Annotated in this window: 16 protein-coding genes and 3 tRNA genes; 12 read left to right on the top strand and 7 right to left on the bottom strand. The window is 56.9% G+C overall.

All coding sequences use genetic code 11. The features are described 5' to 3' along the window. Positions 1 to 166: 166 nt before the first annotated feature. A complete protein-coding gene (locus tag I6N98_RS08145; RefSeq protein WP_198571279.1) occupies positions 167 to 796 on the bottom strand; it encodes an L-threonylcarbamoyladenylate synthase in 630 nt (209 codons plus the stop codon). Further along, complete coding sequence (locus tag I6N98_RS08140; protein WP_198571278.1) at positions 793 to 1,650, bottom strand: PHP domain-containing protein; 858 nt, start codon at positions 1,648 to 1,650, stop codon at positions 793 to 795. The genes I6N98_RS08145 and I6N98_RS08140 overlap by 4 nt, the downstream gene beginning before the upstream one ends. Before the next feature lie 136 nt (positions 1,651 to 1,786). On the opposite strand from I6N98_RS08140, the gene I6N98_RS08135 reads away from it, so the two are divergent. The 5 genes from I6N98_RS08135 (at position 1,787) to I6N98_RS08115 (ending at position 5,007) form a co-directional block, all read left to right on the top strand. Further along, on the top strand, positions 1,787 to 2,488 hold the full coding sequence (locus I6N98_RS08135; RefSeq protein WP_198571277.1) for a VC0807 family protein: 702 nt from the start codon (positions 1,787 to 1,789) through the stop codon (positions 2,486 to 2,488). 50 nt (positions 2,489 to 2,538) lie between these two features. Then, the gene (locus I6N98_RS08130; protein ID WP_198571276.1) at positions 2,539 to 2,838 is read left to right on the top strand and encodes a YciI family protein; all 300 of its coding nucleotides are present in this window, start codon (positions 2,539 to 2,541) and stop codon (positions 2,836 to 2,838) included. Positions 2,839 to 2,962: 124 nt separating this feature from the next. Next, the gene (locus I6N98_RS08125) at positions 2,963 to 3,628 is read left to right on the top strand and encodes a TIGR04211 family SH3 domain-containing protein (protein ID WP_198571275.1); all 666 of its coding nucleotides are present in this window, start codon (positions 2,963 to 2,965) and stop codon (positions 3,626 to 3,628) included. A 1-nt stretch (position 3,629) separates the two neighbouring features. Next, positions 3,630 to 4,232 (top strand): peptidylprolyl isomerase, encoded by a 603-nt coding sequence (locus I6N98_RS08120; RefSeq protein WP_232787510.1) that lies wholly within the window; start codon positions 3,630 to 3,632, stop codon positions 4,230 to 4,232. Between the two features lie 19 nt (positions 4,233 to 4,251). Then, a complete protein-coding gene (locus tag I6N98_RS08115; protein WP_198571274.1) occupies positions 4,252 to 5,007 on the top strand; it encodes a pyridoxine 5'-phosphate synthase in 756 nt (251 codons plus the stop codon). A gap of 103 nt (positions 5,008 to 5,110) precedes the next feature. Here the strand turns inward: I6N98_RS08115 and I6N98_RS08110 are convergent. From I6N98_RS08110 to I6N98_RS08100, 3 genes are all read right to left on the bottom strand, one after another. Continuing rightward, positions 5,111 to 5,186: transfer RNA gene (locus I6N98_RS08110), tRNA-His, on the bottom strand. Positions 5,187 to 5,208: 22 nt separating this feature from the next. Continuing rightward, positions 5,209 to 5,285 (bottom strand) — tRNA-Arg (locus I6N98_RS08105). A gap of 28 nt (positions 5,286 to 5,313) precedes the next feature. Continuing rightward, positions 5,314 to 5,390, bottom strand: a tRNA-Pro gene (locus I6N98_RS08100). Between the two features lie 166 nt (positions 5,391 to 5,556). Between I6N98_RS08100 and folD the strand changes: the two genes are divergently transcribed. The 3 genes from folD to I6N98_RS08085 are packed head-to-tail and all read left to right on the top strand — an operon-like array spanning position 5,557 to position 7,476. Then, positions 5,557 to 6,402, top strand: a complete 846-nt coding sequence (folD, locus tag I6N98_RS08095) for a bifunctional methylenetetrahydrofolate dehydrogenase/methenyltetrahydrofolate cyclohydrolase FolD (protein ID WP_198571273.1) — start codon at positions 5,557 to 5,559, stop codon at positions 6,400 to 6,402. A 10-nt stretch (positions 6,403 to 6,412) separates the two neighbouring features. After that, positions 6,413 to 7,102: a lysophospholipid acyltransferase family protein gene (locus tag I6N98_RS08090; protein ID WP_198571272.1), complete on the top strand. Its 690-nt coding sequence runs from the start codon at positions 6,413 to 6,415 to the stop codon at positions 7,100 to 7,102. Next, positions 7,099 to 7,476: a VanZ family protein gene (locus I6N98_RS08085; protein ID WP_198571271.1), complete on the top strand. Its 378-nt coding sequence runs from the start codon at positions 7,099 to 7,101 to the stop codon at positions 7,474 to 7,476. The genes I6N98_RS08090 and I6N98_RS08085 overlap by 4 nt, the downstream gene beginning before the upstream one ends. Positions 7,477 to 7,514: 38 nt before the next feature. On the opposite strand, the gene cysS is transcribed toward I6N98_RS08085, so the two are convergent. Together cysS and I6N98_RS08075 are read right to left on the bottom strand one after the other, a co-directional pair. Beyond that, a complete protein-coding gene (gene cysS, locus I6N98_RS08080; protein ID WP_198571270.1) occupies positions 7,515 to 8,918 on the bottom strand; it encodes a cysteine--tRNA ligase in 1,404 nt (467 codons plus the stop codon). Between the two features lie 37 nt (positions 8,919 to 8,955). After that, positions 8,956 to 10,641 carry a glutamine--tRNA ligase/YqeY domain fusion protein gene (locus tag I6N98_RS08075; protein WP_198571269.1) on the bottom strand — a complete coding sequence of 562 codons (1,686 nt, stop codon included), beginning with the start codon at positions 10,639 to 10,641 and terminating at the stop codon, positions 8,956 to 8,958. A 137-nt stretch (positions 10,642 to 10,778) separates the two neighbouring features. On the opposite strand from I6N98_RS08075, the gene I6N98_RS08070 reads away from it, so the two are divergent. From I6N98_RS08070 to I6N98_RS08055, 4 genes are all read left to right on the top strand, one after another. Then, positions 10,779 to 11,273: a peptidylprolyl isomerase gene (locus tag I6N98_RS08070; RefSeq protein WP_198571268.1), complete on the top strand. Its 495-nt coding sequence runs from the start codon at positions 10,779 to 10,781 to the stop codon at positions 11,271 to 11,273. Between the two features lie 9 nt (positions 11,274 to 11,282). After that, positions 11,283 to 12,032, top strand: a complete 750-nt coding sequence (locus I6N98_RS08065; RefSeq protein ID WP_198571267.1) for a UDP-2,3-diacylglucosamine diphosphatase — start codon at positions 11,283 to 11,285, stop codon at positions 12,030 to 12,032. 450 nt (positions 12,033 to 12,482) lie between these two features. Further along, the gene (locus tag I6N98_RS08060) at positions 12,483 to 13,847 is read left to right on the top strand and encodes a CmpA/NrtA family ABC transporter substrate-binding protein (RefSeq protein WP_198571266.1); all 1,365 of its coding nucleotides are present in this window, start codon (positions 12,483 to 12,485) and stop codon (positions 13,845 to 13,847) included. A gap of 42 nt (positions 13,848 to 13,889) precedes the next feature. Next, positions 13,890 to 14,909: an ABC transporter permease gene (locus I6N98_RS08055; RefSeq protein WP_198571265.1), complete on the top strand. Its 1,020-nt coding sequence runs from the start codon at positions 13,890 to 13,892 to the stop codon at positions 14,907 to 14,909. The last annotated feature ends 2 nt before the right edge of the window (positions 14,910 to 14,911 follow it).

Here is a 14,911-nt window from a genome sequence, read left to right as displayed (position 1 = left end):
TCCGGCTGATCGCTCAGCGGCTCCAGCGGCGCTGGGGCGGGTTGATTGGCTACCGCCTCCTCGCTGTTGTCACTGATCTCCGCCTCGCGGATGTTATCGTCCTGCACTCGCGTCCTCGCTGGTGTTGTCGAGCAAAGGCGCAATTATACGGCTATCCGCTCCGCCATCACAGAGCATCGTCAAACAGACTCACGTCTCCCAGGCCGCGGCGGACGATTACCGGTACATCGTCCACTAAATCCACCACCGAAGTGGCCTCCAAACCGCAGTAGCCTCCATCGATCACCAGGTCGAGCTGATGACCGAGGGTATCGCGGATATCGTAGGGATCGGTCATCGGCAGATCGTCGTCCGGGGGGATCAGACTGACGCTCATCAGCGGCTCGCCGAGCTCTGCCAGCAAATCCTGGCAGATTTGATTGTCCGGCACCCGCAAGCCGATACTCTTGCGCTTGGGGTGGGCCAGCCGTTTGGGGACTTCAGGGCTGGCTTTGAGGATGAAGGTATAAGGGCCGGGTATCAGGTTTTTCAGTACTCGAAAGGCCGAATTGTCGACTCGGGCATAATTACCCAGCTCGGATAAATCCCGACACACCAGAGTAAAATTGTGATTCTTGTCCAGTCGCCGTATTGCCCTGATCCGCTCCAGGGCTGTTTTATCACCGAGGTGACAACCCAAGGCGTAGGCAGAGTCTGTGGGATAGGCAATGACGCCACCCTGTCGGACAATATCCGCCGCTTGCTTGATAAGTCGCGCCTGGGGGTTTTCCGGATGGATCTGAAAAAATTGTGTCATGGTGCAGAGACTCCTGAAGGTTCACCGCCCACACTTAGCCAGCGCTGCCACACCGGGCGGCACTGACCGATGACGCTGCTGTCACAGCCGAGGTCGCACCAGGGGTTGGGCTGGTGAAAGTCACTGCCGGCACTGGCTGCAAGATCGAACTCCCGACACAGCTCCCGCAAATAGCGAATCTCGACTTCCGGTGGACGGCCGTTGCACACTTCCAAGCCATCGCCGCCCGCGTCGACAAATTCGCCAAGAAAACGCCGCAGCTTGGCATTGGTCATTTTGTATTGGGTGGGATGGGCCAGCACCGCGGTGCCGCCGGCCTCGACGATCCAGGTAACCACTTCTGACATGGTCGGCCACATGGCCTTAACGTCACCAATCTTGCCGTTACCCAGGTAGCGGTCAAAGGCATCGGCCACTGAATTCACCATGCCCAATTCCACCATTGCTTTAGCAAAGTCCGGGCGACCGATTGCCCGGCCATCCGCGGCGTCCGCGACCTGCTGATACACTCCGGACAACCCTTTCTTTTCCAGCCGTCGACCGATCTCTTGTGCCCGGCTTTGGCGGGCCAGTCGCTGGCTGTCTGCCGCTTGATTGATGATCTCACTATCCAGATCGACCCCCAAACCCAGAATGTGAATGGTGACGCCATTCCAGGTGCACGACAGCTCCAGGCCGGCGACCATCTGCATCCCGCCAGTTTGGGAGCTTGCCAACTCCCCGTAGGCCGCCAGGGTGTCGTGATCGGTAATGGCCAGCAACTCAACACCACGGCCCCGAGCCCGCTGAATAAGCTCGGCCGGGGTGAGACTACCATCAGAGGCGGTGGTGTGGGTATGTAAATCAACTATCAAAAAGGGCTCTCCCCAAATTTGTGAATGCAGCGTTATTGGCTGTACGCCGCAACCGGCAGTAGTGGGCTGACGCCAAAGCGGCTATAGTGTCGGCCTGCATTAACCACCCCACTCCGAACAGCATACAGGACAAAGCATGCCGGAACAGGCTCCTCGGCAACAACGCCACAGTGTTGTCACCAATCTGTTATTCAATATCGTGATTCCCACGCTGATCATGACCAAGCTCAGCGATGAGGACGAATTGGGCGCTTCCCTGAGTATCGCCATCGCCCTGGCCTTTCCGCTGGCCTTCGGTGCCTGGGATTTTATCAAAACCCGTCGCGCCAATGTGTTTTCTGCACTGGGTTTTATCAGCATTTTGCTTACCGGCGGCATCAGCCTGATGGAGCTCGATCCCAAATATATCGCGATTAAGGAAGCAGCGATTCCCGCCATCATCGGCTTGGCGACCCTGGCCTCCATGTACACCCGCTACCCACTGATCCGCACATTACTGCTCAACGACGACATTATCGACACCGACAAAGTCAGCGACGCCCTGGCTCAGCGGCAATGCCAACGCGACTTCGATCTGGCACTGCGCCGGGCTACCTATATGGTGGCCGGATCGTTCTTTCTGTCCTCGGTGCTGAACTACGCCCTTGCCAAAATTCTTCTGGTGAGTCCGCCCGGTACCCCTGAATACAGTGCTGAACTGGGCAAGATGACCGGTTTAAGCTTTCCGGTCATTGCCCTGCCCTGCACCCTGGTGATGATGGGCGCGCTGCTCTATTTATTTCGCCAAATCAAACGCCTGACTGATTTGGAGTTGGAACAGATTTTTCGTCACCAGTAAAACGCCAAACCCCGCACACAGCCTCAGCCAGCCCACAACAGGAGACCGCCATGCTCTACGCCATCATCAGTGAAGACGTCGAAAACAGCCTGGAAAAACGCCAGGGTGCCAGAGCTGACCATATCGCGCGCTTAGAGCAGCTCAAGGCAGAAGGCCGCCTGGTATTGGCGGGCCCCCACCCGGCTATCGACAGTGAAGATCCCGGTGAAGCCGGCTTTACTGGCAGTCTGGTAGTGGCTGAGTTTTCTTCCCTCGACGAGGCCCAGCAGTGGGCAGACGCCGATCCCTATATCACGGCGGGTGTCTATCAGCGGGTGGTGGTGAAGCCCTACAAGAAAGTACTGCCCTAAGACCTCGCGCTGCGCCCCGTTAACGGCCGATCTCTGTGGCAGGACCATCAATTGAACTACCCGTAGAACTGCTTTACTCTTGTGAGTTAACTAGTTACAGCCATTTATTAACGTGGAAATTTCAGTGAAGAAATTATTCCCCCTGCTCGTGCTTTGTTTCGCCACCCTAGCCGCCGCGCAGGCGTGGTCGCAAACACGCTATATCACCGATACTGTCTATGTGCCGCTGCGGGTGGGCAACACCACCAAGCATCGCATTGTCCATCGAGGCTTGCCCAGCGGCACTGAACTACAAGTGATTAACTCCGAGGGCGATTGGTCCCAGGTCCGCACCAAAGGCGGGCTGGAGGGCTGGCTGCCCTCCCACTACCTGGATGAATCCCCCGCTGCCAAAACCCAACTGCGGGCCGCCCATAACAAAGTGGTCGAGCTGACCGAGGCAAATCGCGAGCTGCAAGACAAACTGGCCAACTCCGCCCAGGCCAGCCAACAAAACAGCAGCGTTATCAACGAGTTAAAAGAGGAAAACAGCGCCCTCGCCCAGGAGCTGGAAGAAATCAAACGCATCTCCTCCAACGCCATTAAACTCGACGAAGAGAATCGCCGCTTATTGGAAAGCAACCAGTTGCTCTCCAGCGAAGTCGACGTGCTCAGAACCGATAACGCCCGGCTGCGGGAGAACAAAGAAAACGAATTCTTCTTAAATGGCGCCTTTGCCGTGCTAATCGGCGTAATGATCACCCTGATTGTGCCGCGAATGATGCCCAAGAAGCGCTCGGAGTGGGTGTAGGATGATGCCCCGAGCCGGGACCAGACTCAGCCTGTTTCTGCTGCTGACGCTACTCACCAGCACCGTTTCGCTGGCCGAGGCAGACAAGCGGCCTCAGGTCACGCTGCATACCAGCCAAGGCGATATTGTGCTGGCCCTTTACCCCGATAAAGCACCGGTTACCGTGGCCAATTTTCTCGGCTATGCCCGCAGCGGTTTTTACGACAACACCATTTTTCATCGGGTAATTCGCCGTTTTGCTGTTCAGGGTGGCGGCTACACTAAAGACCTGGTGGAAAAGCCCAATGGCGAGCCGATCGTCAATGAGGCCAAAAGTAGCGGCCTGCGCAACGACCGCTGGACCGTGGCGATGGCTCGCACTGCCGACCCCGACAGCGCCCGCTCCCAGTTCTTTATCAATATGCGCATGAACCTGTCACTGGATGCCCGCGCCGGACGAGCCGGATACGCGGTATTTGGCGAGGTGATTGACGGCCAGCACGTGGTGCGGGATATTGCGAACTCAAAGACCCACGCCTACGGTGGCTTTGACGACCTGCCGGTAGAGCCCATCCTGATCGAGAGCGTAACCGTCGCTGCCGACCAATCGACGTCACCGCACTGAATGGGTGCGAGGCCCAGCCATGACTGCACTTAGCATCAACCTCAACAAAATTGCGTTGATCCGCAACTCCAGGGATACCGAGTACCCCAGCGTCCCCTTACATGCCGCGCGGTGTGTCGCGGCGGGCGCCCACGGCATTACTGTGCACCCCCGCCCCGATCAGCGTCATATTCGCGCCGACGACTGCTATGAGTTGGCCGCGATGCTGGATGTGGAGTTCAACATTGAGGGCAACCCCTTTGCTGCCCCTATGAAAAGCGATCGCCCCGGGGTCAGTGACTACCCGGGTTTTCTCAACATCATTCGCAAGACCCGGCCCGCCCAGTGCACCCTGGTACCCGACACCAACAGCCAACTGACCTCTGACCACGGTTTCGATCTGACCCGGGACGGCGAGCGCCTGTTGCCTATTATCGAGGAATTACATGAGCTGGGGGTGCGGGTCAGCCTGTTTATGGACCCGGTGGAAGAGCAAATCAGACTAGCCCGTGAAATTGGCGCCGACCGCATTGAGCTCTATACTGGCCCCTACGCCAGCGCCTTTGGCAGCAATGACCAGGATCAGGTGCTGCAAACATTTATAGATGCCAGCGACGTGGCCGCAGAGATAGGCCTTGGGCTCAACGCCGGCCACGATCTCAACCTCCACAACCTGATGCTATTTAGCAGCAGCGTAAAAGACTTGTTGGAAGTCTCGATTGGTCACGCGTTTACCGTCGACGCCATCGAAATGGGCCTGGAAAAAGCCGTTAAGTCCTACCTCGCCTGCCTGTAATCCTAGGCCACAGTACAGCGAAATCGTTCACCGCAGCAAACCATCGACTTGGCACTCTGAAAAAACACGCTGACTTAACATCCCTAAATCGGGATAAAAGAAATGGGGTGGCCGACGGGGATCGAACCCGCGACAACAGGAATCACAATCCTGGACTCTACCAACTGAGCTACGGCCACCATTGAGATGGGTTTCCTGTAATGGCACGCCCGACAGGATTCGAACCTGTGACCGACGGCTTAGAAGGCCGTTGCTCTATCCAGCTGAGCTACGGGCGCAACACCGCCTGTTTAGGGTTATCGAAAGTGGTCGGGGTAGAGAGATTCGAACTCCCGACATCCTGCTCCCAAAGCAGGCGCGCTACCAGACTGCGCTATACCCCGAGACGTAACCCATATGCCCCGCTACAGGAGCTGCGCATGATACGCAGGCACCCCTGCCTCGTCAACGTATTTTGGTAAAAATCTTATAGTAGTCAGTGGCCTGGCCGCATCCCCCGTGCGACAATACCGCCCTCTTTCGTAGTGACGTGATTAAAAGGTATAGGCAATGACTGCACGCATCCTCGACGGTAAAGCGCTGGCGGCAAGCTGGGAAGAACAGCTGGCCAAGCGGGTCGCGGTTATCAAAGAAAAATCGGCGGGCAAAACACCAATTTTGGCCACCATTTTGGTGGGTGACGACCCCGCCTCAGCCACCTACGTCAAGATGAAGGGCAACGCCTGTCGCCGGGTGGGCATGGACTCCCTGGCGGTGGAGATGCCCGCCAGCACCACCACCGAACAGCTGCTTGCCAAAATCGACGAGCTCAACAGCGACCCCAACGTTCACGGCATTCTGTTGCAGCATCCGGTGCCAGAGCAAATCGATGAGCGGGCATGCTTTGACGCCATCTCGCTGGAGAAAGACGTCGACGGCGTCACCTGTCTCGGTTTTGGCCGCATGGCCATGGGCGAAGAAGCCTACGGCTGCGCCACTCCCAAAGGCATTATGCGCATTCTGGAGCACTACGAGATTCCTCTGGAGGGGCAACACGCCGTGGTGGTGGGTCGCAGCCCGATTCTCGGCAAACCCATGGCGATGATGCTGCTGCAGGCCAACGCAACGGTGACCATCTGCCACTCCCGGACCCGCAACCTGCCAGAGCTGATCAAGCAGGCCGATATCGTGGTGGGCGCGGTGGGCAAACCCGAGTTTATCAAGGCTGAGTGGATCAAAGAGGGCGCGGTGGTTGTCGATGCCGGTTACCACCCCGGCGGTGTCGGCGATATCGAGCTGGCCCCTCTGCACGACAAAGCGAGCGCCCTTACTCCGGTCCCCGGTGGCGTTGGCCCCATGACCATCAACACCTTGATCTTCCAGACGGTGACTTCTGGCGAAAAATCCTTGGGCTGACACCGGCCAGATGGAACAGACACAACCCAAGACCCAGCCCAAGAAGAAACGCCGGCGCCCGCGCAAACCCAAGGTAATCGGTCCGGGGCAGAAGTTTGCCCGGCAATTGCTGATCGGCGTAATGCACGGGTTGTTTCTGTTGACCCGCAGCCTGCGCTTTGCCAATACCCCGGCGATAGAGCAACCCTGCGTTATGGCGGTGTTCCACGACGAGCTGCTGGCGCTCTGCCAGCATTTCCGTCACCAGGACATCACCACCATTGCCTCGCAAAACCACTTTGGCTACGCCATTGCCAAAGCTCTCGAACACAATGGCTATGAAGTCGCTCTGGGCTCGCCCAGCCGGGGTGGCCAAGATGCGTTTTTTCAATTACTAAGGGCCGCCCGCAAGGGGCGCACAGTGGCGTTCACGGTGGACGGCTCCCGGGGCCCCCGGCACGAGATGAAGCCCGGCGCTGTGGTGCTGGCCCGCAAAGCCGGTCTCCCCCTTTACCTGGTCAGAGTTCAATGCAAAGGGTGGCGAATTAGCTCTACCTGGGATAAGTTCAAGATTCCCCACCCCTTTAGCACAGCCACTTTTTACAGCGAACGCTTCCCTCTAGAGAACTATGGTGACGAAGTCCCGGTCGAAGACATCGTAAAGGATGCTGAAAAGCGCCTTGTGGCACTATTGGCCGACGACTACCGGGGAAGCACATGACATTGAAGCGCTGGCAGCGCGTAAGCTTATTGTTGATCTACGCCGCACTCATTGCAGCGCTGTCGCTGGTGCCTGCCGGTAGCTCCCCTATCCCTCTGAGTATTTGGGATAAATTCCAGCATTTTGGCGCCTATTTTTTGTTGATGGCGCTGGCCTACCCGCTGACCAACAGCATGCGCTGGAGACTGATAGGGGCAGTCCTGGTGATAGCCTATAGCGGCCTATTAGAGGTCGCCCAGCGCTTGGCACCGGGACGGGTTGCCTCACCTCAGGATCTGCTGGCCAATAGCCTAGGTGTAATTTGCGCCTTTGCGATTATGGCCTCGGTGAGCTTGTGGCTCCGCCATCGCGGCAAGCAAAACAAGGCAAAATAAACACCCTGTACTTCAAGCTTTCCGACCCTAATAGCAACCTATTCTCTGCGCCAGGTGGTACCCTCGCGACTGTCTTCCAACACCACGCCCTGGGCCTTCAATGAATCGCGGATCTCATCGGCGCGGGCGAAGTCCCGGTTTTTCTTGGCGGCCTGACGCTCTGCAATAAGCGCTTCAATCTCGTTTTCCGCTAAACTGTCGCCACCGCCCGACTGCAAAAAAGCGCCGGCAGGGCTTTGCAGAATCCCCAGAACCGAGCCCAGGGATTTCAATAGCCCGCTCTGCTCCCGCAGCGTTAGATCATGGCCATTGGCCCGGGCGGTATTCATGTCCCGCACCAGATCGAACAAGACCGCCAGCGCCTCGGGCACATTAAAGTCGTCACACATGGCGGCATCAAAACGTTGCACCACCTCGTTATCTTGCGATAACTGCTCGTAACTCAACGCCGAGACCTCATCCAGGCCTTTCAAGGCGTGGTAGAAACGCTCCAGGTTTTGCTTGGCAATCTGCAGATTATCTTCCGAGTAGTTAATGGCGCTGCGGTAGTGGCTTGAAAGGAGAAAGTAACGCACCACTTCCGGGTGGTACTTATCCAGAATCTCCCGGATGGTGAAGAAGTTGCCCAACGATTTGGACATTTTCTCGTTGTCGACCCGTACCGCACCGGCATGCATCCAAGTGGTGGCATAGGGTTTTCCGGTGGCCGCCTCGGATTGGGCAATCTCGTTCTCGTGATGGGGGAACACCAGGTCCGGTCCGCCGCCGTGGATATCAAAGCTGTCACCCAGGCAGCAGGTGGACATGGCCGAGCACTCGATATGCCAACCCGGGCGGCCGTCGCCCCAGGGCGAGGGCCAGCTCACTTCGCCGGGCTCGGCAGCCTTCCACAGCGCGAAATCCCTTGGGTCTTCCTTTGCTTCATCGACAGCAATGCGGGCACCCGCCAGAAGTTCATCCGGCTTTTTACCCGACAATTTACCGTAGTCGGCAAAGCGATCGACCCGGTAGTAAATGTCGCCATTGGCGGCCTGGTAGGCAAAGCCCTTCTCTATCAATGCCGCAATCATGCGTTGAATGTCGTCTATATGGGCCGTTGCCCGGGGCTCGCCGTCAGGGGGAGTGATACCCAGGCGCTCAGCGTCCTCGTGCATGGCCGCTATAAAGCGCTCAGTCAGATCGCCGAAGGGCTCGCCGTTTTCCTCGGCGCGACGCAGAATTTTGTCGTCAATATCGGTGATGTTGCGGATATAGGTCAGCTCGTATCCCTTGGCGCGCAGGTAGCGGCTGATAACATCAAAGGCGACCAACACCCGGGCGTGACCGAGGTGACAGTAGTCGTAAACGGTCATACCACACACGTACATGCGGATTTTACCGGGCTCCAGGGGGACCAGTGGCTGCTTACCGCGGGACAGGGTGTTATAGATATTGATGGTCATGCTGTGTCCAATAATGACTGGGTGTGAATGGCCAAACTCAAGCTTGAGACTCGCTCTTGCCCCAGCTATCCCGCAGAGCGATGGTGCGATTAAACACCGGGGTATCGGCGCTGTGATCGCAGCGATCCGCCACAAAGTAGCCAGTGCGCTCAAATTGATAGTGGCTCTCCGGGGCCGCTTCGACTAAACCCGGCTCTACCCAGCAGTTGTCGAGAATTTCCAGCGAGTCGGGATTAACGTGCTGCATAAAGTCTTCTCCGCCACGGTCCGGCGCCTCGTGATTAAACAGGCGGTCGTAATTGCGCACTTTGGCTTTTTTGCCATGGCTCGCCGATACCCAATGGATCACGCCCTTGGGCTTTACGCCGTCGGCGGGGTCTTCGCCCAAGGTGCCAGGATCATAACTGCAGTGCACCTCGACGACATTGCCCTCGGCATCGGTGACCACGTCCTCGGCCAATAGTACATAGGCATTGCGCAGACGGACTTTTTTGCCCAACACCAGGCGCTTGAACTTCTTGTTGGCCGACTCCCGGAAGTCGTCCCGCTCAATGTAAATCTCGCGGCTGAACGGCAAAGTGCGCTCCCCCAGATCATCGCGGTTGGGGTGGCCCGGCGCGCTCAGATGCTCGACCTTATCCTCTGGGTAATTGCTAATCACCAGTTTGAGGGGGTCCATCACACACATGGCCCGGGGGGCGTTTTTGTCCAGGTCGTCGCGGATGGCGTGCTCCAGCATGGCCATATCGACAATGCCTTCACTGCGGGCCACGCCCACCATCTCGCAAAATTTACGCAGCGACGCCGGGGTAAATCCACGCCGGCGCATCCCGGCGATGGTCGGCATGCGGGGATCGTCCCAGCCGGCCACCACCCCTTCATCTACCAGAGCCTTGAGCTTGCGCTTGCTGGTAACGGTGTAGTTGATATTGAGCCGGGCAAATTCATATTGCCGGGGCTGACAGGGCACGGGCAAATTGTTGAGGAACCACTCGTACAGCGGCCGATGGTCTTCAAACTCCAGCGTACAGATGGAGTGGGTTATCCCCTCTTGGGCATCGGACTGGCCGTGGGTGAAGTCATATGAAGGATAGATACACCATTTGTCGCCAGTCTGGTGGTGTGACTGTTTGCGGATGCGGTAGATAACTGGATCCCGCAAGTTTAGGTTGGGCGAGGCCATATCGATCTTGGCCCGCAATACCTTGCTGCCCTCCTCGTAGGCCCCATCGCGCATGGCGCGGAACTCGGCCAGATTTTCATCAACGCTGCGATCCCGGTAGGGACTGTTGCGGCCGGGCTCCGTCAGGGTGCCACGGTATTCCCGGGTTTCTTCAGCGCTAAGCTCACAGACATAGGCCTTGCCCGCTTGAATCAAGTGCTCGGCATAGTTGTAGAGGGTATCGAAATAATCCGAGGCGTAGCGCACCGGGCCGGACCACTGATAGCCCAACCAGCGCACATCCTCCTGGATGGCATCAATATAAGCCTGTTCTTCCTTGGCGGGGTTGGTGTCGTCAAAGCGCAGGTGGCACTGACCACCAAACTGCTCTGCCAGACCAAAATTCAGGCAAATGGATTTGGCGTGCCCGATATGCAAAAAGCCGTTGGGCTCGGGGGGGAAGCGCGTTACCAGTGCGCCCTCCGCCAGGCGGCCTGCGTCGATATCCGCCTGCACAACGCCGCGCAGAAAATTGTTGCCGTGTACTTCTGTTTCGCTCATCAACCTAGTCCGATTGCCCGGCAGATCGCCCTTCGACACACCCGCTCACCGCAGGCGAGACGCCGATTTCGCCGCCGGAGGAAAAAGCGCGTATTATACCGGCTTTGCAAATCGGTTATAAGCGAGTATTCAGCTAAATGGTTATCTTCAAAACAAATTTCGGCGACATAAAAATTGAACTGGATTTCGATAACGCCCCCAAGACCGCAGAAAATTTCAAACAGTACGTCGAGGATGGCTTCTATGACGGCACCATCTTCCACCGTGTGATCGACGGTTTCATGATCCAGGGCGGCGGTTTTGAGCCCGGCATGAAGCAGAAGTCGACCCGCGACCCCATCGAGAACGAAGCTGACAACGGCCTGAAAAACGAGGTCGGCACACTGGCTATGGCCCGCACCATGGACCCCCACTCAGCCAGCGCCCAGTTCTTTATCAATGTCAAAGACAACGACTTCCTCAACCACAGCGGCAAAAACATGCAGGGTTGGGGCTACGCGGTGTTCGGCAAAGTGACAGAGGGCATGGACGTGGTCAACAAAATCAAGGCGGTTCGCACCACCTCAGCAGCCGGTCATCAGGATGTACCCGCTGAAGATGTCATCATTGAAAAAGCAGAGTGGCAGGACTAACCCCCAGTCATGCTACAACTGTTCATCTCTGACCTGCATTTAGATGACGAGCGCCCGGCTACCACCCGGGCGTTTTTGCGTTTCCTGCAAGAGGAAGCCCGTGGCGCCGATCAGCTGTACATACTCGGCGACTTTTTTGAAAGCTGGATTGGCGACGATGACAGCAGCCCGCTGATTGATACGGTGACCGCCGCCCTGAGAGAGCTAAGCTCAGCGGGCACCGAACTCTTTATCATGCAGGGCAACCGGGACTTCCTGCTTGGCGAAGTATTCTGCCAGGCCGTTGGCGCCAAGCTGTTGCCCGATCCCTCGGTTATAAACCTGGCCGGAGAACCCACCCTGCTGATGCACGGCGACAGTCTCTGCACCGCCGACAAAGAATATATCGCCTTTCGGCAACTGGCCCGCTCGGAAGCCTGGCAGCGCGAGGTGTTGGCCAAGCCTTTAGAAGAGCGGCGCGCGCTGGCTCGTCAGCTGCGCATGGCCAGCTTTGAGGCCAACAGCAACAAAGCCGATGACATTATGGATGTCACGCCCGAAGAAGTCAGTGCGCAAATGGCCGCCACAGCTTGCTCAACGCTTATTCACGGCCACACCCACCGGCCCGCTCGACACCAAGTCACTGTCAATGGCAAGTCTGGCGAGCGCTGGGTACTGGGGGACTGGGTGGAAAGTTCAGCGGAAGGCGAAGCCGGGCATTGTCACTACCTGCGCTGCGATGGCACCGATCTTCAACTGGTGCGTTATCTATTTTCCTGACTTATCTCTCCTACCCAAGGCCCTCTTTACCTGGCTTCTCCAAGCACCCTTTACCCAGAACCCTTTACCAAGAACCCTTTCCCAAAATCCTTTCCCATAACCCTCGCTGCGGTGAGGCCAGCGCCGTCTTATCTCAGCCCTGCTCGACCAAGCGGACAGATACCTCGTTTTCAATGCGCAGCGTGCACCATTTGTGACCCCCGAATTAAAATCATTCGCTCAGAAAACTCACAAAAAAGCACAACAAAAGTGCACCGCCTTGTGTCACCCCACCCCCAAAACAAAGCCATCTAATTGTTTTATATATATTTTTTTCTTATGGCATAGCGCTTGCTGAACACGCTGCAGAACGTTCTATGCGAAAACGTCGTTAGTGCGACGACATACACATGACTAGAACACACAGGGTCTGATCAGCCCTGACGCCAGCAATTAAATGGAGACACATACATGTCCTGGTACAAAAAATTAGTCAAGCCCGCCATAGCCGCCTTGGCTATCGGCTCAGCGGGTTTGGGACACGCGCAGGAACTGGAGAAAGACGAACTCAAGTTTGGCTTTATCAAACTCACTGATATGGCACCCCTAGCCATTGCCTACGAAAAGCTTTTCTTTGAAGAAGAAGGTCTATTCGTCACCCTCGAAGCCCAGGCCAACTGGAAGGTCCTGCTGGACCGAGTCATTACCGGTGAGCTAGACGGCGCCCATATGCTGGCAGGTCAACCACTGGGCGCCACCATCGGCTTTGGCACCCAGGCCCACATCATTACCGCCTTCAGCATGGATTTAAACGGCAACGGCATCACCGTATCCAACGACATTTGGGAGCAAATGAAGCCCAGTATCCCCAAGCGGGATGACGGCAAACCCGTGCACCCCATCAAAGCGGATTACCTCAAACCCGTGGTAGAAAAATACAAAGCCGAGGGCAAGCCCTTCAACATGGGTATGGTGTTCCCGGTTTCGACCCACAACTACGAGCTGCGCTACTGGCTTGCGTCAGGAGGGATTCATCCCGGCTACTACGCCCCCAAACGCGGCGATATTGGCGGCCAGATCGATGCAGACGCGCTACTCTCGGTGACGCCACCCCCGCAGATGCCCGCCACCTTGGAAGCCGGAACGATCTACGGCTACTGCGTGGGCGAACCCTGGAACCAGCAAGCCGTCTTCAAGGGCATCGGCGTTCCGGTCATTACCGATTATGAAATCTGGAAGGACAATCCCGAGAAAGTCTTTGGCGTCAGCAAAGAGTGGGCAGACAAATATCCCAATACCCATATCGCGGTAGTCAAAGCGCTGATTCGCGCCGCCAAATGGTTGGACGACAACAACAATGCCAACCGTCCCGAGGCCGTGAAGATTCTCAGCCAATCCAACTATGTCGGCGCGGACTACGAGGTTATCGCCAACTCCATGACCGGCACTTTCGAATATGAGAAAGGCGACAAGCGGCCGGTGCCCGATTTCAACGTATTCTTCCGCTACAACGCCACCTTCCCCTACTACTCCGACGCCATTTGGTACCTAACGCAAATGCGTCGCTGGGGTCAGATTGCCGAGCACAAGCCCGACAGCTGGTACATGGACATCGCCAAAAAAGTCTATCGCCCCGATATCTATGCCGAGGCTGCCAAGCAGCTGATTGCCGAGGGCAAAATGAGCGCCTCTGACTTCCCCGATTTTGATTCTGAAACCGGCTTTAAGCCGCCGCAAACCGAGTTTATCGATGGCATTACCTACGATGGCAGCAAGCCCAACGACTACCTCGAGCAGTTTGAAATCGGCCTGAAAAAAGGCGACGTCCTGGAATAACCCTGGCGGGTCCACCACATTCGGTGGGCCCTTGGAGTACTTATGTTTAAGCAAAATGCCTTTCACTACCTTAATATGGCCGGCTTTAGTTGGATGATTCCGGTGGTCAAGCTGGCCATGTGGGACAGCCCCAAGGAACAGAGCCAGGAAATTGCCCGTCTGATCGGTCTTCCTTTAGCCGCCGTTTTGGTATTCCTGGCACTGTGGTCTACCGGCGCTTCAAAAGTCGACACCAGTCTTGGTCAACTGCCCGGCCCCGCCGCCGTAGCGGCAGCGGGCCAAAGCCTCTGGCAGGAGCACAAGGCCGAACGGGAAAAAGCCGAGGCGTTTTACGAACGCCAGCGGGTGAGAAACGAGAAAAAACTGGCGGCCAACCCCGACGCGGAAACCAAGATCCGCGACTACCCCGGCAAAGAGACCTATATCGATCAAATCGTGACCAGTCTCAAAACCGTATTCACCGGTTTTGTCGTGGCCTCACTGATCGCTATCCCAATTGGCGTGGCTTGCGGCTTAAGCCCTCTGCTCAACACCGCCATTGCGCCAATCGTGCAGATTCTCAAGCCGGTCTCGCCACTGGCGTGGCTACCGCTGGTGACGATGGTGGTATCGGCGCTGTATATCAGTGACGATCCGATGATGCCGAAATCCTTTGTCAATTCCGCAATCACCGTCACCCTGTGCTGCATGTGGCCGACTCTGATCAATACCGCCATGGGCGTGGCCAATATCGATAAAGACCTGATCAATGTGGGCCGGGTGATTCGCCTGGGTTGGATTACCCGGGTCAGCAAAATCGCCATTCCTGCATCCCTGCCGATGATCTTCACCGGACTGCGCATTTCCCTGGGGATTGGCTGGATGGTGCTGATCGCCGCAGAAATGCTGGCGCAAAACCCCGGTCTGGGCAAATTCGTCTGGGACGAATTTCAGAACGGCAGCTCGGAATCTCTCGCCAGAATCATGTTTGCGGTGTTCACCATTGGCCTGATTGGCTTTGCCCTGGATTCCCTCATGCAAACCCTGCACAAACTCGTCGCCCACGACGACGCTAGCGCTTAAGG

Source organism: Spongiibacter nanhainus, assembly GCF_016132545.1.
Classification (GTDB): domain Bacteria; phylum Pseudomonadota; class Gammaproteobacteria; order Pseudomonadales; family Spongiibacteraceae; genus Spongiibacter; species Spongiibacter nanhainus.
The sequence above is the reverse complement of the archived record's forward strand: the minus strand, read 5'-3'. Positions and strand labels throughout refer to the sequence as shown.